General features: G+C 71.3%; 23 protein-coding genes. 10 read left to right on the top strand and 13 right to left on the bottom strand.

The window, feature by feature from the left end; translation table 11 throughout:
* Positions 1–73: 73 nt before the first annotated feature.
* The 6 genes from ACJ9NR_RS36250 to ACJ9NR_RS36225 all read left to right on the top strand — a co-directional run bounded on the left by ACJ9NR_RS36250 (position 74) and on the right by ACJ9NR_RS36225 (position 6,765).
* Positions 74–1,303 (top strand): cytochrome P450 family protein, encoded by a 1,230-nt coding sequence (locus ACJ9NR_RS36250; RefSeq protein WP_412492534.1) that lies wholly within the window; start codon positions 74–76, stop codon positions 1,301–1,303.
* Between the two features lie 237 nt (positions 1,304–1,540).
* The gene (locus ACJ9NR_RS36245) at positions 1,541–2,935 is read left to right on the top strand and encodes an APC family permease (protein WP_412492533.1); all 1,395 of its coding nucleotides are present in this window, start codon (positions 1,541–1,543) and stop codon (positions 2,933–2,935) included.
* A 217-nt stretch (positions 2,936–3,152) separates the two neighbouring features.
* A complete protein-coding gene (locus ACJ9NR_RS36240) occupies positions 3,153–3,533 on the top strand; it encodes an NUDIX domain-containing protein (RefSeq protein WP_412492532.1) in 381 nt (126 codons plus the stop codon).
* 55 nt (positions 3,534–3,588) lie between these two features.
* Positions 3,589–3,747 carry a hypothetical protein gene (locus tag ACJ9NR_RS36235; RefSeq protein WP_412492531.1) on the top strand — a complete coding sequence of 53 codons (159 nt, stop codon included), beginning with the start codon at positions 3,589–3,591 and terminating at the stop codon, positions 3,745–3,747.
* 62 nt (positions 3,748–3,809) lie between these two features.
* Complete coding sequence (locus ACJ9NR_RS36230) at positions 3,810–4,310, top strand: GNAT family N-acetyltransferase (protein ID WP_412492530.1); 501 nt, start codon at positions 3,810–3,812, stop codon at positions 4,308–4,310.
* A gap of 277 nt (positions 4,311–4,587) precedes the next feature.
* Complete coding sequence (locus ACJ9NR_RS36225; RefSeq protein WP_412492529.1) at positions 4,588–6,765, top strand: SpoIIE family protein phosphatase; 2,178 nt, start codon at positions 4,588–4,590, stop codon at positions 6,763–6,765.
* A 59-nt stretch (positions 6,766–6,824) separates the two neighbouring features.
* On the opposite strand, the gene ACJ9NR_RS36220 is transcribed toward ACJ9NR_RS36225, so the two are convergent.
* Positions 6,825–8,009, bottom strand: coding sequence for a beta-ketoacyl-[acyl-carrier-protein] synthase family protein (locus ACJ9NR_RS36220; RefSeq protein WP_412492528.1), 1,185 nt, complete (start codon positions 8,007–8,009; stop codon positions 6,825–6,827).
* 260 nt (positions 8,010–8,269) lie between these two features.
* On the opposite strand from ACJ9NR_RS36220, the gene ACJ9NR_RS36215 reads away from it, so the two are divergent.
* Complete coding sequence (locus ACJ9NR_RS36215; RefSeq protein ID WP_412492527.1) at positions 8,270–8,572, top strand: hypothetical protein; 303 nt, start codon at positions 8,270–8,272, stop codon at positions 8,570–8,572.
* Between the two features lie 124 nt (positions 8,573–8,696).
* Here the strand turns inward: ACJ9NR_RS36215 and ACJ9NR_RS36210 are convergent, their stop codons facing one another.
* The 3 genes from ACJ9NR_RS36210 to ACJ9NR_RS36200 form a co-directional block, all read right to left on the bottom strand.
* Positions 8,697–9,737: a LacI family DNA-binding transcriptional regulator gene (locus ACJ9NR_RS36210; RefSeq protein WP_412492526.1), complete on the bottom strand. Its 1,041-nt coding sequence runs from the start codon at positions 9,735–9,737 to the stop codon at positions 8,697–8,699.
* A 72-nt stretch (positions 9,738–9,809) separates the two neighbouring features.
* Positions 9,810–11,564 carry a discoidin domain-containing protein gene (locus tag ACJ9NR_RS36205; protein WP_412492525.1) on the bottom strand — a complete coding sequence of 585 codons (1,755 nt, stop codon included), beginning with the start codon at positions 11,562–11,564 and terminating at the stop codon, positions 9,810–9,812.
* Positions 11,565–11,576: 12 nt separating this feature from the next.
* Entirely contained in the window at positions 11,577–12,671 is a 1,095-nt protein-coding gene (locus ACJ9NR_RS36200) for a DUF1996 domain-containing protein (protein WP_412492524.1), read from the bottom strand.
* Positions 12,672–13,035: 364 nt separating this feature from the next.
* On the opposite strand from ACJ9NR_RS36200, the gene ACJ9NR_RS36195 reads away from it, so the two are divergent.
* Complete coding sequence (locus tag ACJ9NR_RS36195; protein ID WP_412492523.1) at positions 13,036–15,576, top strand: pectate lyase-like domain-containing protein; 2,541 nt, start codon at positions 13,036–13,038, stop codon at positions 15,574–15,576.
* 123 nt (positions 15,577–15,699) lie between these two features.
* Here ACJ9NR_RS36195 and ACJ9NR_RS36190 read toward each other — a convergent pair whose 3' ends face one another.
* The gene (locus ACJ9NR_RS36190) at positions 15,700–16,653 is read right to left on the bottom strand and encodes a hypothetical protein (protein WP_412492522.1); all 954 of its coding nucleotides are present in this window, start codon (positions 16,651–16,653) and stop codon (positions 15,700–15,702) included.
* A 118-nt stretch (positions 16,654–16,771) separates the two neighbouring features.
* Here ACJ9NR_RS36190 and ACJ9NR_RS36185 point away from each other — a divergent pair, with 118 nt between their 5' ends.
* Positions 16,772–17,356, top strand: coding sequence for an ABC transporter substrate-binding protein (locus tag ACJ9NR_RS36185; RefSeq protein ID WP_412492521.1), 585 nt, complete (start codon positions 16,772–16,774; stop codon positions 17,354–17,356).
* Positions 17,357–17,405: 49 nt separating this feature from the next.
* On the opposite strand, the gene ACJ9NR_RS36180 is transcribed toward ACJ9NR_RS36185, so the two are convergent.
* Positions 17,406–19,295 (bottom strand): arabinofuranosidase catalytic domain-containing protein, encoded by a 1,890-nt coding sequence (locus ACJ9NR_RS36180; protein WP_412492520.1) that lies wholly within the window; start codon positions 19,293–19,295, stop codon positions 17,406–17,408.
* A gap of 168 nt (positions 19,296–19,463) precedes the next feature.
* Entirely contained in the window at positions 19,464–20,114 is a 651-nt protein-coding gene (locus tag ACJ9NR_RS36175; RefSeq protein ID WP_412492519.1) for a TetR/AcrR family transcriptional regulator, read from the bottom strand.
* 94 nt (positions 20,115–20,208) lie between these two features.
* On the opposite strand from ACJ9NR_RS36175, the gene ACJ9NR_RS36170 reads away from it, so the two are divergent.
* The gene (locus ACJ9NR_RS36170) at positions 20,209–20,949 is read left to right on the top strand and encodes an SDR family oxidoreductase (protein WP_412492518.1); all 741 of its coding nucleotides are present in this window, start codon (positions 20,209–20,211) and stop codon (positions 20,947–20,949) included.
* A gap of 74 nt (positions 20,950–21,023) precedes the next feature.
* On the opposite strand, the gene ACJ9NR_RS36165 is transcribed toward ACJ9NR_RS36170, so the two are convergent.
* From ACJ9NR_RS36165 to ACJ9NR_RS36140, 6 genes are all read right to left on the bottom strand, one after another.
* Positions 21,024–21,347, bottom strand: a complete 324-nt coding sequence (locus tag ACJ9NR_RS36165) for a WhiB family transcriptional regulator (RefSeq protein ID WP_412492517.1) — start codon at positions 21,345–21,347, stop codon at positions 21,024–21,026.
* A gap of 202 nt (positions 21,348–21,549) precedes the next feature.
* Positions 21,550–21,720: a hypothetical protein gene (locus tag ACJ9NR_RS36160; protein WP_412492516.1), complete on the bottom strand. Its 171-nt coding sequence runs from the start codon at positions 21,718–21,720 to the stop codon at positions 21,550–21,552.
* Positions 21,721–22,203: 483 nt separating this feature from the next.
* Complete coding sequence (locus ACJ9NR_RS36155; RefSeq protein ID WP_412492515.1) at positions 22,204–22,494, bottom strand: SHOCT domain-containing protein; 291 nt, start codon at positions 22,492–22,494, stop codon at positions 22,204–22,206.
* 61 nt (positions 22,495–22,555) lie between these two features.
* Complete coding sequence (locus ACJ9NR_RS36150) at positions 22,556–23,026, bottom strand: DUF6325 family protein (protein WP_412492514.1); 471 nt, start codon at positions 23,024–23,026, stop codon at positions 22,556–22,558.
* A 79-nt stretch (positions 23,027–23,105) separates the two neighbouring features.
* Positions 23,106–23,441: a carboxymuconolactone decarboxylase family protein gene (locus ACJ9NR_RS36145; protein ID WP_412492513.1), complete on the bottom strand. Its 336-nt coding sequence runs from the start codon at positions 23,439–23,441 to the stop codon at positions 23,106–23,108.
* Positions 23,442–23,609: 168 nt separating this feature from the next.
* A complete protein-coding gene (locus tag ACJ9NR_RS36140; protein WP_412492512.1) occupies positions 23,610–23,825 on the bottom strand; it encodes a PLD nuclease N-terminal domain-containing protein in 216 nt (71 codons plus the stop codon).
* Between the last annotated feature and the right edge of the window lie 8 nt (positions 23,826–23,833).

Raw genomic sequence — 23,833 nt, 5'->3', positions numbered from 1 at the left:
CGACACCGGACGGTGCACCGGCATCGCGGACGCCACCGCCCGGCAACCCGGCGACGAGGACAAAGGCAGGCGAATGACTCAGGCGGACACCATGCACGGCGCGCCCACCGCGCCCACTCCGATCGATCTCGCCGCCCTGGGCGAGGACTTCACCCGCGATCCGTACCCCGTCTACGCGCAGCTGCGATCCCGCGGCCCGGTGCACCGGATCCGGATGCCCGGAGGGGCCGAAGGGTGGCTGGTCGTCGGCTACGAGGCCGCGCGGGCGGCCCTGGCCGATCCCCGGCTGTCCAAGGACTGGGACAGGGCCTCGCCCGCGCTGGGCATGACCACGGTCGCCGCGGGCCGGCACATGCTCTCGTCCGACCCGCCCCACCACACCCGGCTGCGCAGGCTGGTCGCCAAGGAGTTCACCCCTCGCCGGGTGCAGGACCTGGAGCCATGGGTGCGCCGGATCACCCACCGGCTGCTGGACGCCATGCTGGCCGCCCCGGCCGGCAGGGCCGACCTGGTGGACGCGCTGTCGTTCCCGCTGCCGATGTCGGTGATCTGCGAACTCATCGGAGTGCCGGCGCTGGACCGCGAGGACTTCGCGGCGGCGTCGAACACCGCCCTGTCCTCCTCCGACCCCGCCGAGCAGCGCGAGGCGGCGGGGACGACGTCCCGCTTCATCGGCCAACTGCTGGCGGACAAGAAGCGGAGTCCGGGCGACGACCTGCTCAGCGCGCTGATCCGCGCCTCGGACGAGGAGGGCGACCGCCTCACCGCCGACGAACTGACCGGCACCGTCTGGCTGCTGATGGTGGCCGGATTCGAGACCACCGTGAACCTCATCTCGAACGGCGTGCTCGCGCTGCTGAGCCATCCGGACCAGCTGGCCGTGCTCCGGGCCGACCCGTCCCTGATGGAGAACGCCGTCGAGGAGATGCTCCGCTACGACGGCCCGGTCGAGACGCCGACGTACCGGTTCACCACCGAACCCGTCGACATCGCCGGTACCACCATCCCCGGTGGCGGGCAGCTCGTCCTGGCGGCCATCGCCGACGCCGACCGCGATCCGGCGCGCTTCCCCGAGCCGGACCGCTTCGACATCCGCAGGACCGCCCGCGGGCACGTCGCCTTCGGCCACGGCATCCACTACTGCCTGGGGGCCCCACTGGCCCGCCTGGAGGCACGCGTCGCGATCGGCGCCCTGCTCGAACGCTGCCCCGACCTCGCGCTCGACGCCCACCCGGCGGCGCTGGCCTGGCGGGGCGGCGTGCTCATCCGGGGCCCACTGCACCTGCCCGTGCGGTTCGGCTGAACCTGCCCGTGCGCTTGGGCCGGCGCCCGGTTCCCCACCCGTCGGGTTCCGGTCCGCCGGCGCCGGAGAACGGATCGGCCGCCCGTACCGGGTCACCTCACCCAGCAGCTTTGACGTTTCCTTGACGGCTTGCTGATCGTCTCCTGTCACCTTCTTGACGTACCGTTGTCGCCGGTGTGCCGGGAAGCCTGGTCGGCGAAGTTCTTTCAGCGTCTTCATTTCCGGAAAGGTCTTCGCGTGCCTGCAAGCAACCAGGTCGCCCCCACAGCGGCCGACATCGAGCTGCGCGGACGTACACCGCGCCGCTCCATCCTCTTCTTCGCGTTCGCCTTCGCGGTGATCGCGGACCCGGTGTCCTCCGTCGCGTACGCGATCGAGGCGGCGCTGCGGGCTCTGCACGGAGACCTGGCACTGCTGCTGCCCACCATGAGCCTGGTGATCGGGCTCGTCGTCGTGGTCACCGCCAACTACTGGCAGCTCGTGCGCCGTTTCCCCAAGGGCGGGGGCGCGGCCGCGGCGGCCGCACGGGCCTTCGGGCCGCGCTGGACCTTCCTTCCCATCGGCGCGCTGGTGGTGGACTTCGTGCTGACGATCGGCATCTCCATCGCCGCCGCGGCGAGCGCGGTGATCGCCCTCTTCCCGGGGCTGGCCCCGGTCCGTATCCCGCTGGCACTGGTCCTGCTGCTCGTGGTGGCCGGACTGACCTGGTTCGGGCACGGCGGACGGCTGCTGTTCGCCGTGATGACCGTGGCGTTCGTGGTGATCTCCGTCGCCGTCGTGGTCCTCGGCTTCACCGCGCCCCACGCCGCCGGGCACGCGGCGCCGACCACCGACCCGGGCCATGGCGCCGTGATCGCGGTGGTCCTCGCCTTCCCCGTGGCGATGGCGCTGGCCACCGGCGTCGAAGCGCCGTCGACGGCGATCGCCCAGCTCGGCCAGCTCGACGACACCCACCGCCGCCGCTTCGGCCGCGGCACGCTCGCGCTGCTCGTGGTCATCGTCGGCGGCCTCACGCTGGCCCTGACCGCCCTCGCCGTCCGCCTGCACATCGGCATCCCCGGCGCCGACTCGACCCAGATCGCCGACATCGCGCACGCCGCCGCCGGGCCCGGCTGGCTCTACGGCGCCTTCCAGCTGACCAGCTCGCTGCTGCTGCTCGCCGCCGCCAGCTCCTCCTTCCAGGCCGGTCCCGGCCTGCTCAAGGCCCTGTCCGGCACTCCCGAGCGGCCCGGGGTTCTGCCGCCGCTGCTCGGCCGGACCAACCGGCACCACACCCCGTACTGGTCCGTCGTGGTCTATCTGGCGGCGGCCGCCCTCATCATCGTCGCCGCGGCCGGCCAGGAGCAGGAACTGGTCCTCTTCTACGCCGTCGCCGTCTTCGTCAGCTTCCTGGTGGGCCTGCTCTCCATGACCCGCTTCGCCCGCAGCGAGGGCAAGACCGCGCTGGCCTGGGTCAACGGTCTCGCCGCGGTCGCCGTGGCCTTCACCCTCCTGGTCAACCTGCTGCGCGGCTGGCCGCTGCTGTCGATGGCGGGCACGCTCGTCATCGCCGCCGGGCTGTACGTCCGCTGGAACCGCGCGGGACGCCCCAGCGGCATCGAGGACGTCGAGGCGCAGGCAGAGGCGGCCTGACCCCTGGCGGGGCGAGGGCTGCCGACCTGGGGTTGCCGCTGGGGCCGCCGCCCGAAGGCCACCACCTGGGGCTTCTCGAGCGGGCGGTCCCCACGGGCACTGCCGACGGCCACCGAGCCACCGCGCCGCGTGAACCGGTGGACGCCGGGTAGGAAACGAGGGATTCGGGGCACGGGGCAGGCCGACCCGCGGACGAACAGGAAGGGATGGCTGGTCCATGACCGTGGAACAGGCTGCCGAAGCCGGGGTGGACGCGGTCGTCGAGTACGACGGCCGGGTGCTGCTGGTGAAGGCGCAGGGCGCCTGGAAGCTGCCCTCGGGCGATCCCGAACCCGCCGAACCGGCGCAGGCCACGGCGGCGCGCGCGGTGTACGAACTCACCGGTTACCTCGTCGACGGCACGACGCTTCTGCGACCGGCGAAGGCCGCCCCGGGGGACGCACGCCGGACCGTGGTGTGCCAGCTGCTGAGCGAAGCGCCCTCGGGCGACGCGCGGCTCTCTTCGGAGGAATTCCGCTGGGCTCCGATCGCGGAGGCCGTCGATGCCGGGATCCCGGAAACCGCACGTGTCTATCTGGAGGGCCACACTCCTGTGTAGTACCACCGCCCGGACCCGGGTTTCCGTCACAAGGACGAGCAGGAGGATGCCCACCATGCCGACCGAGAGCACCGAGAGCACCGGAAGCACCGGGAGCAGAGGAAAGACCGCCGCTTGGGCGAAGGTCCTGGCAGCGGTCGTGCTGCTGGTCCTTCTCCCCCTGGTGCTCTGGTTCCTGGTGTCCCTGTCCCACGCGCCCGGCATCCCGTGGTGACGGGTCACCGGCCCCGTGGGCGGCCCGGCAGCCGGACCGGGTGTTGCGGCTAAGGTTGGACGGTGCCCGAGCTGAAACGACTGGATGCAGGTCACGCCCCTGCGGTACTGGCCTTCGAACTGGCGAACCGCGCCTACTTCGCCGCGTCGGTCTCCGACCGCGGTGACGCGTACTTCGACCACTTCGCCGACCGCCACAGTGCCCTGCTGGCCGAGCAGGAGGCCGGCGACTGCGCCTTCTACGTGCTCGTCGACGAGGACGGCTCGGTTCTGGGGCGGTTCAATCTGTACGACATCGAGAACGGAACCGCGGACCTCGGCTACCGGGTGGCGCAGCACGTCGCAGGCCACGGGGTGGCGACGGCGACCGTCCGGGAGATGTGCCGGATCGCGCCGCGGCGGCACGGGCTGCACACGCTGAGGGCGGCCACCGCCCGTGGCAACGTCGCCTCCCAGAGGGTGCTGGCCAAGGCCGGTTTCGTGCCGGTCGGTCCGGCCGAGCCGTCCGACCTCGGCGGCAAGCCGGGCACCTGGTATCAGCGCGACCTGGCACTCCGTCCGTAGGCCGTGACCCCGCCGGCGGGCCGCCGGGACGCGGGTGGAACCACCGCCGACCACCGTCCCCGGCCGGGCGACACCCGCCGCCGGAACACCGCCGCGGGAGCCGGCGGCACCGCCGCCGAACGCACGCGTTCCGACTTTGCCATCCCTTTACCTCTACGGTGAAGGCGACGTTTGTGCTATCCAGGAGTGGTGCGGTCAGGGATCTCGGGGCTCCGTCGCACGTACTCGGGAATGGCTCTCCGGCGTGCGCCGGAGTCAGCGAACTGGGTGAGCTGCGATGGACCCCACACCCTCCTCTTCGTCCTCCTCACCGTTCGACATGGTCAGCGGCGCCCTGGCGAACTACATCCCCCGGGGCGGAGCCGCGGAGGACTCGGGCGCTGCCGCCGCACAGGGCGAGAACCGCGCCCAGGGGCCCGAGGGCGAGAACCGCCAGGGCGGCGGGCAGGAACAGATCCTCGGCGTGGTCAGTCTCGACCCGGATCTGAGGATCACCAGCAGCAATCTGGCCGCCGCTGCGTTCGCGGGGGTGAGGGCCGCGACGGGGGCCGCCTTCGCCGAGCTGCTGCCCCCCGGGGATGTACCGACGGTCACCCAGCGGTTGCGCAACGTCCTCGAGACGCGGGAGGCACACGTCGCCCGCGTCCAGCGCCTGCGGCGGGACGACGGCACGGAGCTGGTGGTCTCGATGAGCATCCTGCCGGCCGCGACACCGCAGGGAGGTCTGACGGTGTCCCTGATCGCCATGGCCAAGCGGCTGCACCTGTACGCCTCGGCGGCCGCGATCGGGACGTCGTTGGACATCGGGGAGACCGCGCAGTCGCTGGCCCAGTCCCTGCTGGCCTGGGGGGACGTGGCAGCCGTGGACCTCGATTTCGCCGTGTGGACGGGCGAGGCCGTCACCGAACAGACGCACGAGCGCATCCGGCTGCGGCGGGCGGCGCTGGTTCCGGACCGGGCCTGGCCCGCGGGCTATCTGACGTGCGGGGACAACCTCCCCCTCGAGGCGAGCCGCCTGCTGGTCGGTGCGGTCACGCGCGACGACATGCCCCGGGCCACCGTCATTCCCGACCGTGCGGCGATCGAGCGGGTGCTCGGCGATCCGCTGCTGGTGCGCGCGCTGGTACCCGGCAGCAGGCCGGCGACCGTGGCATGCGTACCGCTGGTCGTGGAGGGACCGGAGGGCGCGCCCGGCCCCATCGTGCTGGGCGTGACGGAGGTCTGGCGGCGACCGGAGCGCCCCTTCCGCGACAGCGAGCTGCTCGATCTGCAGGAACTCGTGGCCAAGACCGCCCGTCACGTGGACCTGGCCCGTCAGCATCAGCGTGAGCACGCCCAGGTCCTGGCGTTGCAGCGCCGGCTGCTGCCGCGGGCCGGCAGCGACACCATCGAGGTCGCCAGCGTCTACCTGCCCACCACCCCGGACAGTGCGGGCGTCGGCGGCGACTGGGTGAACAGTTTTCCGCTGCCGGGTGACCGCACCGCGCTGGTGGTCGGCGACGTCGTAGGACACGGCCTGGGGGCCGCGGCGGCCATGGGACAGCTGAGCATGGAGGCGCGGGCCCTGCTGTCGGCGGGGCTGGGCCCCGGGGAGGTGCTGGAGCGACTGGACGAGACGGTCACGCTCCTGGACGACACGGACGCGGGCCTGGCGGCCGGCTACAGCGCGCTGGGCTCGACGTGCTGCATCGCGGTCTACGATCCGGTCGACCACCGGGTCGTGATGTCCAACGCGGGCCATCTGCCCCCGGTCCTCGTCCGCCCCGACGGGTCCGCCACGGCCGTCACGGCACAGCTGCACCCGGGCCTGGGAGCCGAGTTCGCCGTGCGGGAGCCGTTCGACGTACAGGAGTTCGCCGCGCCACCGGGCTCGGTCCTCGCCCTGTACACCGATGGCCTCGTGGAGGATCCGGAGACCTCCATCGACGACGGCATCAGCAGGCTGACGGACGTGGTGCGTCAGGTGCATCCCTGGGACGATCTGCAGAGCACCGCACGCCGCGTGGTCGCCGAGCTGGCCCCGCAGGGTCGCCTGCGCGACGACGTGACCCTGCTGCTCGCCCGGATGACCGGCCGCCGCGGCCGGGACGCCGCGAGGTGGGAGCTGCCCGCCCGCGAAGACGCCGCCGCCCGCGCCCGCGCGCTGGTCTCTTCCGTCCTGCGGCGGTGGCACACCGGTGACCAGGCGCGGGACAGTGCGCTGCTGGTGATCAGCGAACTCGTCACCAACGCCGTCCTCTTCGGCGCCGAGCCCGTCACCGTGCGGCTGGTCAGGGCCGGAGGCCGTCTGACATGCGAGGTCGCCGACACCGGCAACGGCCGCCCGCGCCTGCGCCGCGCCGAGTTGCTCGACGACCACGGCCGTGGCCTGCACGTCATCCACAAGCTCACCACCCGCTGGGGGGTGCGGTGGACCAGTACCGGCAAGGCCGTCTGGGCGGAGCTGGAGCTATAGGGCCCCTGCGGGCGGCAAGGGCGGCGGACTCGAGCCGCCGGCGGCCGAGGCAGCGGCCGTCACAGCCACTCCCCCTCGACGGCGGTGGCCGTCAGCCCGGGAGCGGCCGCATACAGCACGGTACGGCTGCCCGTCTTCTGGCCCGCGTCGTACGCGCGCCGCAGGATGTCGAGCACGGCCGCGCCGCCGCGGTTGCCGGTGGTGTAGCTGTCCCGGCTGTGGTCCAGGAGCCCTGCCGGCCACCCGTCGGGCATCGTCTGTTCCATGTACTCCATCACCCGGGTCCCACCGGGATGGGCGAGCAGCAGATCGGGGTGCCAGGGACACTCGTCGTTCTCGTGGCGCGTGCGCAGCCAGGACCACATCGCGGTGACCGTCTCCTGCACGGCGCGCGGCCCCCGACGGTCCATCACGAAGTGCGTGCCGTCGGCCCGGGTGTCCAGCCGGTGCAGGTCCGAGGTGCCGGCGAGGGTGTGGTGCCAGGTGGCGTCCAGCCGCAGGACCGACTCCGGCCGGGGGCGGCCGGTGACCACGGCGGCGACGGCGGTGTCCGCGAACAGCAGGCGCACGATGAGGGATTCGAGGGTCTCGTCGGCGGGCTGGTAGGTGGTGCTCAGCGCCTCCGATATCACCACCAGCACCACCCGGTCGGGGTCCACGGCGACCAGGTCGGCCGCCAGCGCCAACGACCGGGTCCCGGCGATGCAGGCCCACTGGCTGGCCGGCAGCAGCAGGACGTCGCTGCGCAGCGGGAGCCGGTTGAACAGCGAGAGGTCCAGCCCCGGCAGGGCCGGTGTGGTGGAGTGACTCGTGATCAGGCAGTCGACGTCGGCGGTCTCCAGCCCCGCGATGCCGAGGGCCTCGCGGGCCGCGCGCTCGGCGTACGTCTGCACGGCGGCCCAGGCCGGAGCGGTGCGCTCCTGGATGGTCTGCGGCGCGGGGATCGCCTCCAGTGCCGCGATGGCCCGGTCCACCTCCGCGTCGCTGAACCCGCTCCGGGCCAGTGCGTCACGGGCCGGGCCGGCACCCGGTGTCCGCAGGCCGCTTCCGCTGCCGGGAGCGGCGGCTGCCTCCAATGGCAGCATCCACCCGCGGGAGGTGATCCCCGTGCTGGCGGCGATGCCGTCGATCCGCGGCAGCCACGGCGCCCGGGGGTGTCTGCTTCGCACCTCGGCCAGGATCTGGTCGGTCCGCACGGCGTGTTCGCCGTGCACCACAGCGGGAGGACACAGGTAGGCGCCCACGATACGCCCCTTTCTCCGCGGGACCTTGATGGCGTGAAGTGGCCGAAACCTGCCCACATCAGCAGACTGGGGTCAAGACGCCGCACCAGCACTGTACTTCGCACGGCAGGCCATTGGTTGAAAACTCGAGGAAGCGCCGGCGCTGGGTCCGTTCTGGGTGACGCGCCCGGCGCCTAGGATCGAAGGAACGAGGTGGCAGGTCGGTGACACGTACGGAGTGGTCAGAGAGTGGATGCCTGCCACGGCACAGGGGGATGGTCATGAGATCGAGCCTGCAGCGGACCCGTGGTCGCGGACGGCGCGTCGTCGGCGAGTACAGCCGGACACCCGAGATCCTGGTCAAGTTCGTGGTCCTGGCCGGTCTGTTGTATCTCGTGGTTCGCCTCCTCCGGTGGGGCACATGGATACCGTTCGCCGGGGCGAGCCTGTATCTGCTCTGGGAGATCGGGCGTATCGACGGTGCTCTCGGCGAACTCGCCGGCCTGCGGCAGGAGCCTGGCCGGCAGCGGCAGGAAACCGGCCACGACGAGCCTTCCAGCAAGCGACCGCAGGACGCCGGCTGACAACGGGCCCTCGACTCCTGCCCCTTGGCCCCGTGCCCCGTGCGCCCCTTGTCCCCCGTCCCTTGTTCCCTCGTCCCTTGTTTCTCGTCCTTGACGCAGTCGCGCTGCGGACCGGCCCATGCCCTCAGGCCGACTCGCGCACCACGAGTTCGGGCTCGAAGACGACCGACGTGGCGTCGGTGCGTGCGCCGTGGATGTGCTCGTCGAGGAGGCGGGCCATCTCCGCAGCCATCTCCTCGACGGGCTGGCGGACGGTGGTCAGCCGGGGGTGGCAGGTGACGGCGATGCTGGAGTCGTCGAAGCCGACGACCGCCACGTCCTCGGGCACCCGGCGGCCGCGCCCGACCAGCACCTGGCAGGCGCCCTGGGCCATGAGGTCGTTGGCCGCGAACACGCCGTCCGTGTCGGGGTGGCGGTCCAGCAGGTCCGACATGGCCGCGCTGCCGCTCTCGACGGTGAAACCGCCCTCGGCGAGAGGAACGGAGGAGTGGCCGCGGCGGGCGAGCGCGTCGTGGAACCCGGCCAGCCGCTCCCGGCTCGCCGGGACGTCCAGGGGGCCGCAGATGGTGGCCGGCCGGCGGCAGCCGCGGCCGAGCAGGTGCTCGGCGGCGAGACGTGCTCCGTCCCGGTGCGCCAGGTCGACGTAGCTGAGCGGAACGGGAGGCGAGGGGCGGGCGAAGAGCACCGCCGGGAGCCGGGCCTCGGCGAGGAGGGCGGGCAGTGGGTCGTCGGCGTGGGTGGAGACCACGAGGGCACCGTCGGCGCGTCCCTGCCGCAGGTAGGTGAGGACCTCCTCGCGGGCCCCGGCGGACTCGGCGAACATCAGCACGGGGTGCATGGAGCGGGGGCGCAGGAAGCCGACGACGCCACCGACCACGCGCCCGAAGAAGGGGTCCGCGAACACCCGCGCGGCGAAGGCGTTCTGGCCGACGTCCGAGGTGTCCCCCGCGCCGGACACCACCAGGGCGACGGTCTCGGCCCGCCGGGTCACCAGGGAACGGGCAGCCCGGTTGGGCGCGTAACCCGTCCGCTCGATGGCCCGACGGACCAGTTGCTGTATCTCCGGATCCACGTTGCGGATGCCGTTGACGACCCGGGACACGGTCGCCCGCGAGACACCGGCCTCCCGGGCGACGTCCTCCAGCGTCGGGGCCCGTCTGCGCATGCAGGCACCCTAACGGACCCGTGGATCACGCAGTAGAGCGCTCTCCGACAGCGGGGCGGCCGTCGGCACCCGTCAGGAGTAGACGCCGAACTCGTACAGCGAGTACCCCCAGCCGGTCCCCCGCGCGGTGCCGTCGACCCGCACGTACCGGCCTGTCCCGGTGACGTCGAAGTCGTCGATGCCGCCGTTGCCGCCGGTCACCGTGTGCACGGTCTGCCAGTTCCGGCCGTCGTCGGAGGTCTGGATGGTGTACGCCTTCGCGTACGAGGCCTCCCAGTACAGCTGGACGTGCCGGAAGGTGGTGCGGGTGCCGAGGTCGACCTGGAGCCACTGGGGGTCGCTCCAGTCGCTGGCCCAGCGGGTGGCCGGGTTCCCGTCCACCGCGTCGGCGGCGGTGCAGGGGCAGTCGCCGTAACTCGCCTGGAAGGACGAGGCGGTGGCCGGCCTGCCCCGGGCCAGGTCGGTGCCGGACGGCACGGGCGGGACCACCCGGATCGAGCGGGTCCCGACACCGACGTTGCCCCGGCCGTCGGTGGCCTTGACGTAGATCTTCCAGACGCCGGGGCGGTCGGGCGCGGTGACCCGCAGGCGGCCGCCGCCGAGGTCGGTGAAGGGCAGCGAGGTCAGGTTCTTGCTCTGGTCGATGTACATGCTGTTGTCGAGGACCTCGTAGGAGATCCGGTCGCCGTCGGGATCGGTGGCCTTCACCGATACGACGAGGTCGCCTCCGGCCGGCACCCTGCCCGCGTCGCCCGCCACGCCCGGGTCGGAGACGACGGGCGGGGTGTTGTCGTGCGTGGTGTCGCCGCCGTAGGCCCTCTTCACCGCGTAGTAGGACAGCCGCCTCTGGCCCGCGGGCAGGAGGTTGAACCAGATGCCGCCGAAGTCGTACTCGGTGCCGTAGTGGAACATCGTGGCGCCGAGGGCGACGCCCTTGTGGCCGGTGACGCAGTTCCAGGCGCGGGTGTAGCCGTCGGCCTTCGCCTGGTCGGAGGGTTCGAGCGGTACGCCGTCGGCGTCGTCCGGGACCTCCCACTCGCCGGGCGGTCCGGTCTCGGTGACGATGTAGGGCTTGGTGTAACCGCCCTTCTCCCAGGCGGACTTGATGTCGCAGACCGCGTTGTAGGCATTGACGGCGTACAGGTCGAGATCCGGCGCGTTCCTCTTGTAGTACGGCCAGGCCCCCACCCAGGCGTCGGTCGAGGTGACCGGGTGGTCGGGGTCCACCGCGTGGATCTTCTCGGCGATGTCGTTGACGAGGGTGGTGTAGGCGTCGCGCTGTCTCTCCAGTTCGTCGCCGCTGTAGCAGTTCTGCAGGCCGAGGACGGACTCGTTGCCGACGTCCCACATGAGCACGCCCGGGCTGTCCTTGTACGTCTGGACCCACTTGGGGAACTCGTCGAGCACCTGGTTCTTGTAGGCGGTGTCGGTCACGTAGTCGACGCAGCCTCCGCTGCCGGGGCCGCCGCCGGGCTGCAGCCAGAAACCGGCGACGACCTTGATGCCGTGGGCGGCCGCGGAGTCGAACAGGGGCTTGCTGGTGGCGTCGGTGCCCCAGGTGCGGATCGTGTTGACGCCCATGGACCGCAGGTCCGGCATGTACTTCTCGGCGTCCGCCACGCTCGGGCCCCAGGTCAGGCCCTTGATCTCGTACGGCCGCCCGTCCACCGTCAGCTGCCAGGAGCCCTGGCCTCCGGTGACCCTGACGACGCTGCCGGCGGCGTGGGCCCGGGCGGCGGGCAGTGCGGTGAGGAGGCCGGCGGCCAGGACGCCGGCGGTGAGGGGTGCCGCGGCGCGGCGGGTGCGGGTGCGGGGTCGTGGGGTCATCGCTGAGGCTCCTCAGGGGAGTTCGTAGTTCTCGTCGAGTGCCGCGCCCGCCTCCGGGTGGGTCTGGTCGTAGCCGCGCGCGTCGCACTGCAGCCCGCCGACGATGCAGTGGTCGACCAGCGCCTTGAGCGTGGGGTCGTCCCAGGCGTTGAAGAAGTCGTAGTGGAAGGTGTGGCCCGGTCCGCTGGCGAGCCGCACCTTCGACATGTCGCCGTTGACGGGGAAGGCCATCTTGAACTCGATCATCGGCAGCGCCACCGGGTGGTCGGCCGGGCAGACGTTGTCGTTCGTGCCCGGCTTGACCACCGGGTAGGCCATGTGGCTCCTGTGGTCGGGGGTGTCGAGGTACCTGCCGTCCCAGCAACTGGGCGCCTGGAAGCGGATGTTGAGCTGGACGTCGGCCCGGTCCGGGCAGGTCGCGGGGAACTCGGTGTTGAAGTAGCTGTCGCCGCACTCCCAGCCCTCGACGAAGCCGGGGTGGTGACGGAACTCGTCGGCGCTCTGCATCGGGCTGCCGACGATGAACCGCAGGCCCTTGGGGAAGGGCCGGACGCTGGTGTAGTCGGTGACGCCCGCCTTGTAGTAGATGACCTGCGGGCCCACCGGGAGGATGCGCTGGTCGCCGTTGTAGAGGGTGGGCATCCAGTAGGCGGAGAGGTCTCCGGGAGCCTTGCAGCCGGTGGCGCCGGCCTCCAGCGAGGCCGTCGTGCTGTAGGCGTCGGTCGTCGTGTTGCCCAGGAAGGTGTGGTCGTGGGACCTGCCCGGTTGCTGCGGGTAGACGATCGGGTCGTCCGTCGCGGTGCGGGTGACCGAGCAGTTGGCCTGGAACTCGTGGAAGTAGCGGTGGGGCGGGTCCTGCGTGGACGGCGTGACGCCGGTGACCGCGGGGACGACGGGGATGTACCCGTCGCCGTCCGGGTCCTCCGGAGAGGTGGTGACGGACGCCGCCGTCGCGTGCCCGGAGCGGGTGGCCGCAGGGGCCTGCGCGGCGGCGCCGTGCGGTGCGGGTACTCCGGCACCGTGGGCGACACCGCCCGCACCGACCGAGGCCAGCAGGAGTGCGCCGGTGATCAGGGTGGCTGACAGGCCTTTCGATCTCCGTGGCATGGAGACCTCCTCCTGAGCTGTGGGGGTGGGCAGGGGGTGTGCCCCGTCACCGGCACGCCACCCCGTCATGACGCCGCGTCAGCTGAGCGGACGTCAGTGCAGTCGCTGTCAGGGGGCGGTGGCGGGGCGACACATGGGAGAGCGCTCTCCCGTCGAGGAGTGTTGAGGGCATGTCATCAAGATGTCAAGGGACCCGGCAGAAGCGGACCGGGAAAGATTTCAACTTCCGAAGGCTTGCCCAAACTTGGAAGTCATCAGTTAAATCAAGACGTGAACTAAGCGCCGTGGCAGCGACCTGGCGTGTCATCCCCGCCTGCCGTCGGCGCCCTCTCGTGCCCCTTCCATCGCACCCGCAGGGACCTCCATGAGACTCAGATCCGTGGGCGTCGCGCTTGCCGCCATGGCGGCGCTGCTCGCCCTTCCCGCTCCCCGGCCGGCCACCGCGGCCGAACTCCCGCTGTCCCAGGGCAGAACGGCGACGTCCTCCTCCGACGAGAACGCCGGAACACCGGCCGCCGACGCCGTCGACGGCGATACCGGCACCCGCTGGTCGTCGGCCGCCGCCGACCCGCAGTGGCTCCAGGTCGACCTCGGCACCACGGCCACGATCTCGAAGGTCGTCCTCGACTGGGAGACCGCCTACGGCAAGGACTACAAGATCCAGGCCTCCACCGACGGCAGCACCTGGACCGACCTGACCTCCGTCACCGGCGGCGACGGCGGCACCGACAGCCTCGACGTCTCGGGGCAGGGCCGCTACGTGCGGATGTACGGCATCCACCGGGGCACCCAATGGGGCTACTCCCTCTGGGAGTTCCAGGTCTTCGGCGCCTCCGGCACCGGCACCTCCTCCTGCGACCCGGCGAACGCCGCGCAGGGCAGGCCCGCCACGGCCTCCTCCACGGAGAACGCGGGCACCCCCGCCTCCGCCGCCTTCGACGGCGACACCGGCACCCGCTGGTCCAGCCAGGCCTCCGACCCGCAGTGGGTGCGGGTCGACCTCGGCTCGGTCAGGAACCTGTGCAGGGTCGACCTGACCTGGGAGGCCGCCTACGCCAAGGAGTTCCAGATCCAGGCCTCGACCGACGGCCAGAACTGGACCACGCTGCGGAGCGTCACCGGTGCGAGCGGGGGCACCGCCTCCTACGACGTGAGCGGATCCGGCCGCTACGTCCGCATCAACGGCACGGTCCGCGCCACGGGTTACGGCTACTCCCTGTGGGAGGTGGCCGTCCACACCGGATCCGGTGGCAGCACTCCCCCGGTCCAGGGCGGCGGCGACCTCGGGCCGAACGTCATCGTCGTCGACCCCGGCACCCCCGGTCTCCAGCAGAAGTTCGACGACGTCTTCGCCAAGCAGGAGTCGGCCCAGTTCGGCACCGGCCGCTACCAGTTCCTGCTCAAGCCCGGCACCTACAACGGCATCAACGCCCAGATCGGCTTCTACACCTCGATCTCCGGACTCGGCCTCAACCCCGACGACACCCAGATCAACGGTGACGTCACCGTCGACGCGGGCTGGTTCAACGGCAACGCCACACAGAACTTCTGGCGTTCGGCGGAGAACCTCGCGATCAGGCCGTCGAACGGCACCGACCGCTGGGCCGTGGCGCAGGCGGCGCCCTTCCGCCGCATCCATGTCCAGGGCGGCCTCAACCTCGCCCCCAACGGCTACGGATGGGCCTCCGGCGGCTACATCGCCGACTCGAAGATCGACGGCACCGTCGGACCGTACTCGCAGCAGCAGTGGTACACCCGCGACAGTTCGGTCGGCGGCTGGACCAACGGCGTGTGGAACATGACGTTCACCGGAGTCCAGGGCGCTCCGGCAACCAACTTCGACTCGGGCCCGTACACCACCCTCGACACCACGCCGGTCTCCCGCGAGAAGCCGTTCCTCTACCTCGACGGCAACACCTACAAGGTCTTCGTCCCCGCCAAGCGCACCAACGCGCGCGGTGTCTCCTGGCCGGCGAACGCCGGCACCTCGCTCCCCCTGGACCAGTTCTACGTCGTCAAACCCGGCGCCACCGCGGCCACCATCAACCAGGCGCTGTCCCAGGGGCTCAACCTCCTGTTCACGCCCGGCATCTACCACCTCGACCAGACCATCGACGTCACGCGCCCCGACACCGTGGTGCTCGGACTGGGCCTGGCCACGCTCGTGCCGGACAACGGCATCGACGCCATGCACGTGGCCGACGTCGACGGCGTGCGCCTGGCCGGCTTCCTCATCGACGCGGGCTCCGTCAACTCCGACACACTGCTGCGGATCGGGCCGCCCGGTGCGAGCGCCGACCACTCCGCCGACCCGACCACCATGCAGGACGTGTTCGTCCGTATCGGCGGGGCGGGCCCCGGGCTCGCCACCAACTCCGTCGTCGTCAACAGCGACGACGTGGTCATCGACCACACCTGGCTGTGGCGGGCCGACCACGGCAGCGGCGTCGGCTGGGACACCAACCGCGCCGACTACGGCCTGCGCGTCAACGGCGACGACGTGCTGGCCACGGGGCTGTTCGTGGAGCACTTCAACAAGTACGACGTGCTGTGGAGCGGCGAACGCGGCCGCACGATCTTCTTCCAGAACGAGAAGGCCTACGACGCCCCGAACGCCGCTGCCATCACCCATGACGGCATCGTCGGGTACGCGGCCTACAAGGTCGCCGACACCGTGACCCAGCACGAGGCGTGGGGGCTCGGCAGCTACTGCAACTACACCGCCGACCCGTCGATCGTCCAGGCACACGGCTTCCAGGTCCCGGTCACCGCCGGGGTGAGGCTGCACGACGTGCTCGTGATCTCCCTGGGCGGCAAGGGCCAGTACGCCCACGTCGTCAACGACACCGGCGCACCGACATCGGGGACGGACACCGTCCCGTCGAAGCTGACGACGTTCCCGTGACGGGCCCCCGCGACCGACGGCGCGGGTGACACCGCGCACGGCCGCACCCCCGCCGGGACCGCGTGTCGCGGGTCCCGGCGGGGGCTTGCCGGATCCAGCGGCCGAGGGCCGCCGGAGCGAGCGTCAGGCGTAGTAGTGGACCGTGCCGTGCAGAGCGGGCTCACCGCCCTCGCAGTGCTGCACGAAGGTGGCGGCGAATGACTTGATGGCGCCGTCGTCACCGCGGGCCAGCCTGGTCACCGTGAGTTCCCCCGTCACGGTGTTGCAGCCGCGTCCGTTGCCGAACACGTCCAGCCCCGCCACTCCTGCGCCGTGACTGCGCCGCGCCTGGTAGGTGTGGCCGGCCGCGAACTGTTCACCGTCGGGCGGGGTGAGGATCGCGGTCCAGTACTCCCGCTTGCCGGACACGCCGTACTGGACGCCGTCGCCGTAGGGCCTGAGCGAGAAGGTGCTGGTGGCGCCCCGGTGCGTCTGGGACGCGCCCTGGCCTATGTAGTCGCCGGGGTCGCTCGTATAGGCATACGACAGGGGGTACGCGCGGTACTTGAGCTCCCCCTTGAGAGCCGGCGCGTCGGCGCTCTCGCAGCGCTGGGTGTAACCGGCGTCCAGAACCGTGATCGCTCCGGAGGCGTCGGTCTCGATCTGGTTGACCGTGAACTGTCCGTAGACCTCGTTGCAGCCGCGGCCGTCTCCGGAGACGTCGAGCCCGGGTGACCGTCCGGTCCGGAACGCGGCGCGCTCGGCGTTGCGGTAGACGCCCGGCCGCAGTTGTTCGCCGCTGGGTGCCGCGAGGTCGACGTCCCACCACTCGTCGGCGGTCCTCACTCTGAACCGCACGTACTGCGCGTCGCCACCGACGCTGATGGTCGCCGTGGACGGCTTGTACACGGCACTGCCGCCCTGGCCGATGTAGTCACCGGTCCGGCTGGTGAAGCGGTACTTGGTCACGGCCGCCGGCGCACCGGTGGCCGCCGACGCCGCTCCGGCCACGCCGACGCTGAGACCGGCCGCCACGGCAAGGCTGAGTAACGCGCCGAGCAGCGAGCGCAGTGAACCCGCGCGTCTGTGCACTGTCACATTCCCCTCCTGGATACGGGACACCCCCACTGAGTGCCCGCACCCCCGGTTATAACAGGCGCCACTGACATCGATGTCCCCCCAATCCGGTTGCCAGTTGGCGAAGATCGTGGATGCAATGTCCGTCATGGCCCATCAGGAGCGCCCGGCACGGCGGGACGAGACGTACGCGAACGGCGAAGGCCCGGCGCGGGCCGGGGCAGCGGCCGTGCGGATCGGCGTTCTCGTGCCGCTGACCCGGCCCGGCTGGGCCGAAGCGGGCCGGCACCTGCTCGCGGGAGCGGAGCTGGCCGCTCGTGAGGTCGACGACGCCGGCGGAATCGCGGGGCGACCGCTCGAGCTGGTGGTCCGGGACACCGCGGCCGATCCGCGGCGGGCCGCCGCGGCCGTGGACGAACTGGCCCGGCTGGGCGTGGCCGCCGTGGCCGGGGAGTACCACAGCGTCGTCGCCCGCGCCGCCGCCGCCCGGGCCGACGCCCTCGGACTGCCCTTCCTGTGCTCGTCGGCCGTCCTCGACACGCTCACCGACCAGCCGGCGGAACGGGTCGCGCGCCTGGCCCCGGCGCAGTCCGTCATCGGCGCGGCCTTCACGGGCTGCGCTGTGCCGCGGCACAGCGCAGCCCGTGAAGGCCGCGCCGGGTGCCGGGAGCCCTCCTGCACGCGGCCGGCGTCTCGCGTTCGGCCCGCGGCCGGCTCGCGGTGAGGAGTCAGTGCCGGGCGGCACCCTCGCACTGACTCCCCGTCAGGTCCGGCTAGCCCAGCGCGAACTTCTGCGCCGCGCTGCCGTTGCAGTCCCAGATCTGCAGCCGCGTGCCGTTGGCGGTGGCACCGCTGGGCGAGTCCAGACAACGGCCCGACTGCGGGTTCAGCAACGACCCGTCGGCCTGCTGCACCCACTTCTGACCACCCACGCCGTTGCAGTCCCACAACTCGACCTTGGTCCCGTCGGCCGTACCGTTGCCGACGATGTCCAGGCACCGTCCGAGCGTCGACAGCGAGCTGTCGGAGCGGTGGTACCAGTGCTGGTCGACCGCCCAGGACTGGCAGTCCCAGAGCTGCACGGCCGCGCCGTTGCCGCCGGTGTCGTCGGCGTCGACGTCGACGCACTTGCCGCCGGGACCGACGGCCGGGGCGCCGCCGTTGACCGCGAACTTCTGCGCCGCGCTGCCGTTGCAGTCCCAGATCTGCAGCCGCGTGCCGTTGGCGGTGGCACCGCTGGGCGAGTCCAGACAACGGCCCGACTGCGGGTTCAGCAACGACCCGTCGGCCTGCTGCACCCACTTCTGACCACCCACGCCGTTGCAGTCCCACAACTCGACCTTGGTCCCGTCGGCCGTACCGTTGCCGACGATGTCCAGGCACTTGCCGATGGTGGAGAGGGAACCGTCGGCGTTGTGCTGCCAGTGCTGGTCCTCGGCGTAGGTCTGGCAGTCCCAGAGCTGTACGGCGGTTCCGTTGCCGCCGGTGTCGTCCGCGGCGGCGTCCACGCACTTGCCGCCCGGACCCGTGATCGTGCCCTGGGGGCCGTTGGGCACGTCCGTCTCGCCGGAATAGCCGACGGAGACGACGTTCGCCTGGACGGCGTTCTCCGCGGCGTCCGTCGGGTAGCCGGCGACCATGACGCCCTCGAAGAAGGTGCCGCGGTTGCGGTTGCTGTTGTCGCCGCCGGTGCCGAGGATGATGCCGCCCTCCTGGTGCATGGGCTGGTAGCCGCCGCGGGTGGGCAGGGCGCCGTCCCACCAGGTCGACAGTCCGCCGGACTGCGCGTTGCCGCCCTTGAGGGCGTATCCGGTCTGTCCGTTGTTCTTCAGCACCGCTGTGACGTAGGCGCTGCTGTTGCCGAGGTTGGCGGTGTTGGAGCCGTTGTTCCCCTGGAACATGCCGTTCTCCATGTCGGCCTCGACCCAGGGTCCGGAGCCGGTGCACGGTGCGAAGTAGCATGTCGTCGCGATGCTCACGGCGTCCATGTGCCCGTTGCCGGTGTCGGCCGGCGTGCTCTCCGCGTTGCCGTAGTCGAAGCAGCAGTCGGAACCCACGTGCGTACCGCTGGCCACCATGTAGGCGCCCTCGGGCTGTCCGTCGACGGCGACGCCCGAGGCGGCACCGGTGTAGCGGTAGCCGACGCCCGGTGAGATCCAGATCCCGTACACCTTGTGGCCCCCGGCCGTCACCGCGATCTCACTCGCCTCCGCCCCGCGGTCCGCGCCGCCCGCGGTGCCCGCCGGTCCCGGGGTCAGGTCGTTGTGCCGCGCCGTCTGGTCGTAGACCTTCGTGATGCGGCACGTGGTGTTCTGGCAGAAGGTGTCCTGCCGGCCCGCGTCGGCGTAGCCGCCCTGGGACAGCAGGCCGATGTCCGCCGTGGCGCCGTCCGAGGCACGGGTGACCTGGTAGAGCGGGCCGTTGTAGGACGACAGCAGGGCTCGCGTGGTGCTGTGCGCGGCGACGCAGGGGGTGCCGGCGGCCGCGTAGATGTCGCACGGCAGGGAGCCCGCCGCCTGCGACGTCCCGGAAAGCCCGGTCAGGAACGCGAGGACCAGTCCGAGTGTCGTCACCGCGGCGGCCAGGCCTCTCGCCGGCCGCCGGATCAGGTGTGGGGCTCTTCGTAAAACCGCACTGCCGACGGAATGTACTGATGTATACATGACAACCCTTTCCCGGGTTTCATTTTCCTGCGCGGGGGATTGCGATTGCGCGGATGTTTATCGGTGGGAACAGCAGTCGACTGGAAAGCTACGCAATCTGTTGATACGCGTCAATCTTTGTTTCATTAGTTTGAGTGGGGCTTTTGCTCGGCAGTTCAAATGTGTTCGTTACTGTTGCCTGCCCTGACACCCTTCCGCGCCCTGACACCTTTCCGCGCCTTGACACCTTTCCGCGCCTTGACACCTTTCCGCGCCCTGACATCGTTTCGCGCCCCGGCTCCGAAGACCGTCGAGGACGACGCTCATCAGGGGCTGCGCCCTCGACCGCCATTCGTCCCGCTCCAGTCGGCCGAGGCAGGCGATGAGCAGGAGGACTCCACGGGCGTCGATGTCCGCGCGGAGGGAACCGGTCGCCTTTCCGGCGTCCAGAAGGCGGCCGAGGGCGCCCTCGACGGGGTTCTGGCTGTGGGCGACGAGGTCCTGCCAGGCCGCCGGCTCGAGCGCCGCCAGCACGCCGTACTTGATCTCGGCGTACTCGACCACCCGGCCGAGCCAGCGGCGCAGGGCTTCCAAGGGTTCGTGCTCGGCGAGCAGGGCGGAGGCGGCGGTGACGAGTTCGTCGACGTCGCGCCGGTAGACCTCGGCGAGCAGGGCTTCGCGGTTGGGAAAGTTCCGGTAGAGCGTTCCCTGGCCCACACCGGCGCGCTTGGCGATCTCGTTGAGGTGCACGTGATCGGACTCGGTGAGCGCCGCGCGGGCGGCCTCCACGATGCGGGTCCTGTTCTCCACCGCGTCCGTACGGCGTGCCGACGCGCCCATGAGTCTCTCCTGACGTTCGCCTCCGACAAGTGGACACGTGTCCGGTAAGGTGAGGACTCTACCGGACACGTGTCCACTTTACTGGGAGGCAAGTGTGCTCTCTCTTCACAGCAAGACCGTCGCCATCACCGGAGCGAGTGGCGGCATCGGCGAGGCCACGGCCCGCCTGCTGGCCGAGCGCGGCGCCGCGGTCGTCCTCGCGGCGCGCCGCGGCGAACGCGTCGAGGCCATAGCACGGGAGATCCGGCGGAAGGGCGGCCGTGCCGCCCCGTGCGTCGTCGACGTCACCAGCGCCGAGGACCTGCACCGCCTGGTCTCCACCACCGTCGACCGGTACGGCCGTATCGACGTACTGGTGAACAACGCGGGCATCGCCCCGATCAGCCCGCTGTCGGACCTCGACACCGAGGGCTGGTCGGCCATGATCGACGTCAACCTGCGCGGCATGCTCAACGGCGTCGCCGCCGCGCTGCCCGTCTTCCGCGAGCAGGGGTCGGGCCATCTGGTCAGCATCGTCTCCGTGGCCGGCCTGTCGGTCTCCCCCTCGATGGCCGTCTACGCCGCGACCAAGAACGCGGTCCGCACCGTCCACGAGGGGCTGCGCACGGAATCCACCGACGGGACGATCCGCACGACGGCCATCTCTCCGGGATACGTCCGCACCGACCTCGCCGACTCCATGGCAGACCCGCGCATCCGCCTGCGGACGCGGGAGAACATGGACGCGATGGGGATCCCTCCGGCGGCGGTCGCCCGGGCGGTGGCCTTCGCCGTCGAACAGCCCGCGGACGTCGAGATCGGTGAGATCAATGTCCGCCCCACCGTCCAGGCGTGACACCTGCCGTCACCGGCGCCCGGCCGACGGGCGGCCCCCGCCGGCGGGAGCAGCGGAGGCGGCTGCGGGGAACCTCAACTCGCCCTGAGCGCGGGCGCGGTGGCGGAGGCGGAGGCGACGTGGGTGCGCTCGTGTTCCGCGCGGGCGGATGCCAGCAGGCGTTGCCAGGAGGAGACGGTCGGGCGACGCCGCAGCAGGGCCCGGCGTTCGCGCTCGGTCATGCCTCCCCAGATCCCGTGCTCGATGCGCTGGTCGAGGGCGTAGGCGAGACACTCGGTCCGCACGCCGCAACCGCCGCACAGCGCCTTGGCGCGGTTCTGCGCGGTGCCCTCGACGAACAAGTCGTCGGGGTCGGCCGTTCGGCACAGTCCCCGCTCGCCCCAGCTGGTGTCCACCATCCGGTGATGCCGTCCTCTCCCCTGTGCTGACTGACGAATTGCCTCTTGCCGAAAGCAACAGGCATATGACATCACGCAGTTGGGGGAAACGTTCATCCTTCCCCTTCGCGCATCACACCTTCGAGTGAGCGGTGATTGCGTTCCGCACAGGAGGGCGCTAAGGGGCGCCCCCCTGTCGGTGAAAGCGCTGCCCGCGTGGTCCTCAGCGTCTGCGCCAGGACCATCCGCTGCCGATACCCGCCACGTGCAGGGCCAGCGCGGTCAGACCGAGCAGCATGACATTGGTCGAGGTGAAGGTGTCGTTGGTCGAGATGTCCGCGGCGTTGATCAGGAAGGAGACGAAGAACAGGACCGCCGAGAGGATCGCCAGCATGATGTCCGTCCGTTCGGTGAGTCGGGCGGCTGTCGTGTGCGATCCGGATGCCCGCGACCGGGCCGAACACACTGGCGACCGCACCGGAAGCCGCCGAACTGCCGCACGTCACCCCGCACCTGGACACCGTCGGAAGCGCGCGCTTCGGTCCGGCGCGTGCTGAGCCGGGCGGTGTCCCCCGCCCTCCTGCTGGTCGACGGGCGGCCGACGAACCGCGGAGCGGAACCGCCGTCGTCACGGGTGCGAGCAACGACATCGGGCCGGCGGCGGCCGAGGCACCGGTCGCGGCCGGAACGGCGGTGACCGCGGCCGGAACAGCGGCGGTCACGGCCGGAACAGCGGTGACCGCGGGATCCCGCGCCACGCGCGTGCGTCGGCGCTCGCAGCGCTGTTCAACCCACCGCGCGCGGCTCGTGGCGCCGACGCCCACCGGTGTCGGCGCCACGAGCCGCCGGGCGTGGCCCGTTCCACGCCGTCGTCGGCTCAGCCGAGCAGGCGGCGCTTCTGTTCCTCGAACTCCGCCTCGGTCAGGATCCCCTGCGCCTTCAGCTCGCCGAGCTGCTTGAGCTGGGCGATCTTGTCTCCCATCTCGTCCGAGGGCGCGGCGGCCGGAGGCGCCTGCTGGGCGGCCGGCTGTTCCTGCGCCTGCTGCTGTTGGACGGCCTCCTGCTGCGCCCACCGTCCGGCCTGACGCCGCGACACGCGGTTCGACACGGCCGTGGCGGTGCCGGCGACGACAGCGGTGCGCGCGACACCGCGAATCAGTCCGGGCATGTCCACTCATCTCCAGGGGGTGTGCGGCCCGCCGGCGCGTGCCGCGGGCCGGAGTCTCGGATCAGACGGCCGCGGATCCCGCGCCGGACGGTGCGGTCTCGATCGCCTCCAGTGACGCCAGAAGCGCCTGGACCGGAATGCGTCCGCCGGCCACCATCTGGGCGCCACCACGCCTCAGCGCCCGCGCCAGAGGAGCCGCCCACGCGTTCTCGTAGACGAGGAGCGCCGCGGAGTTGCCCGGCTGCAGCACCTCCCCCGCTTCCCTGATGTCATCGTCGCCGATGAGACCGGAAGAGGCTCCTTCGAAGACCGACAGTTCCGCCTCGTCCCCCAGCTCCTTCAGCTCCACGGCCGAGACCGAGCCGTCCTCGTCCTTGCGGACGAAGAGGAAGTCGAAGATGCGGATGATGCCGCGGTCCACCAGATCGACGAGCAGGGGCAGCCCTTCGCCCGTCATCCGATTGCCGGGGAACTCGACGACCAGGTAGTCGACGGGTCCCATTTCTTCCAAGTCGTCCAAGTCGTCACTCATGGTCACTCCTGACTTCCGGTGCGGCGCTGACGGCCGGCCCCGGACCGCGTCCGGCAGCCCGCCGGCGCCAGGTCGCGGATCAGTCGTCGTCCAGCAGACCGAAGGCCTCGGCGATCCGCCCGGCCGCCGACACGACACGCGCACTGCCGACCACCGGCGCGATGGCGACCAGGACGCCCTGCACCTTCTCCCAGGCAACGCCGCTCTCGGCGGCGGCGCCCACGTTGAGCAGGTAGCTCGCGGGCGCCGCGTCCATCGCGACCAGGGCGGCGATACGCGCGAGCAGGTACGTCTCCGTGTCCAGCCCGGACCTCTCGAAGGTGTCGAGCTGCATCTGGACGAGTGTTTCGAACACGGGTGCGTCGGCCTCGGCGAGGCTCCCGATGTTCCTTTCCGCCGTTGTTTCCAGGGCCATGTCGGCACTCCTCTCACTCCCGGCGCGCTGCCCATGCTCACGCACCCCGGGACGGGGCGGCATCACCCACGGCGGGTGGTCCGGCCGGGCAGTTCGTGCGGGAAGGCGGGGGTGACGGTTGCGCCGCCGGCAGGCAGCGGTCAGCAGGCAGCCGTCCCTCACCAGCCGTCAGCGGTCCTCGCTCCGGCCGAACCTGAGGTAGGCCATCAACCCGAAGACGTTTCCGACAGCGCAGATGAGCAGCCACACCTGGGGCGGGTACTGCCGCGTCCGCCGGTGCCGCGCGATGTCGACCATGCACAGGACGGCGGGGAGTACGGCGACCAACGGAACGATCGCGACCCAGGGAGTGGGCGGCACCGGAACGAAGGAGCCGGTCGGCATGACAGGGC

The sequence above is a fragment of the Streptomyces sediminimaris genome (assembly GCF_047049295.1).
Taxonomy (GTDB): Bacteria; Actinomycetota; Actinomycetes; order Streptomycetales; family Streptomycetaceae; genus Streptomyces; species Streptomyces sediminimaris.
This window is presented reverse-complemented; position numbering and strand designations above follow the sequence as displayed.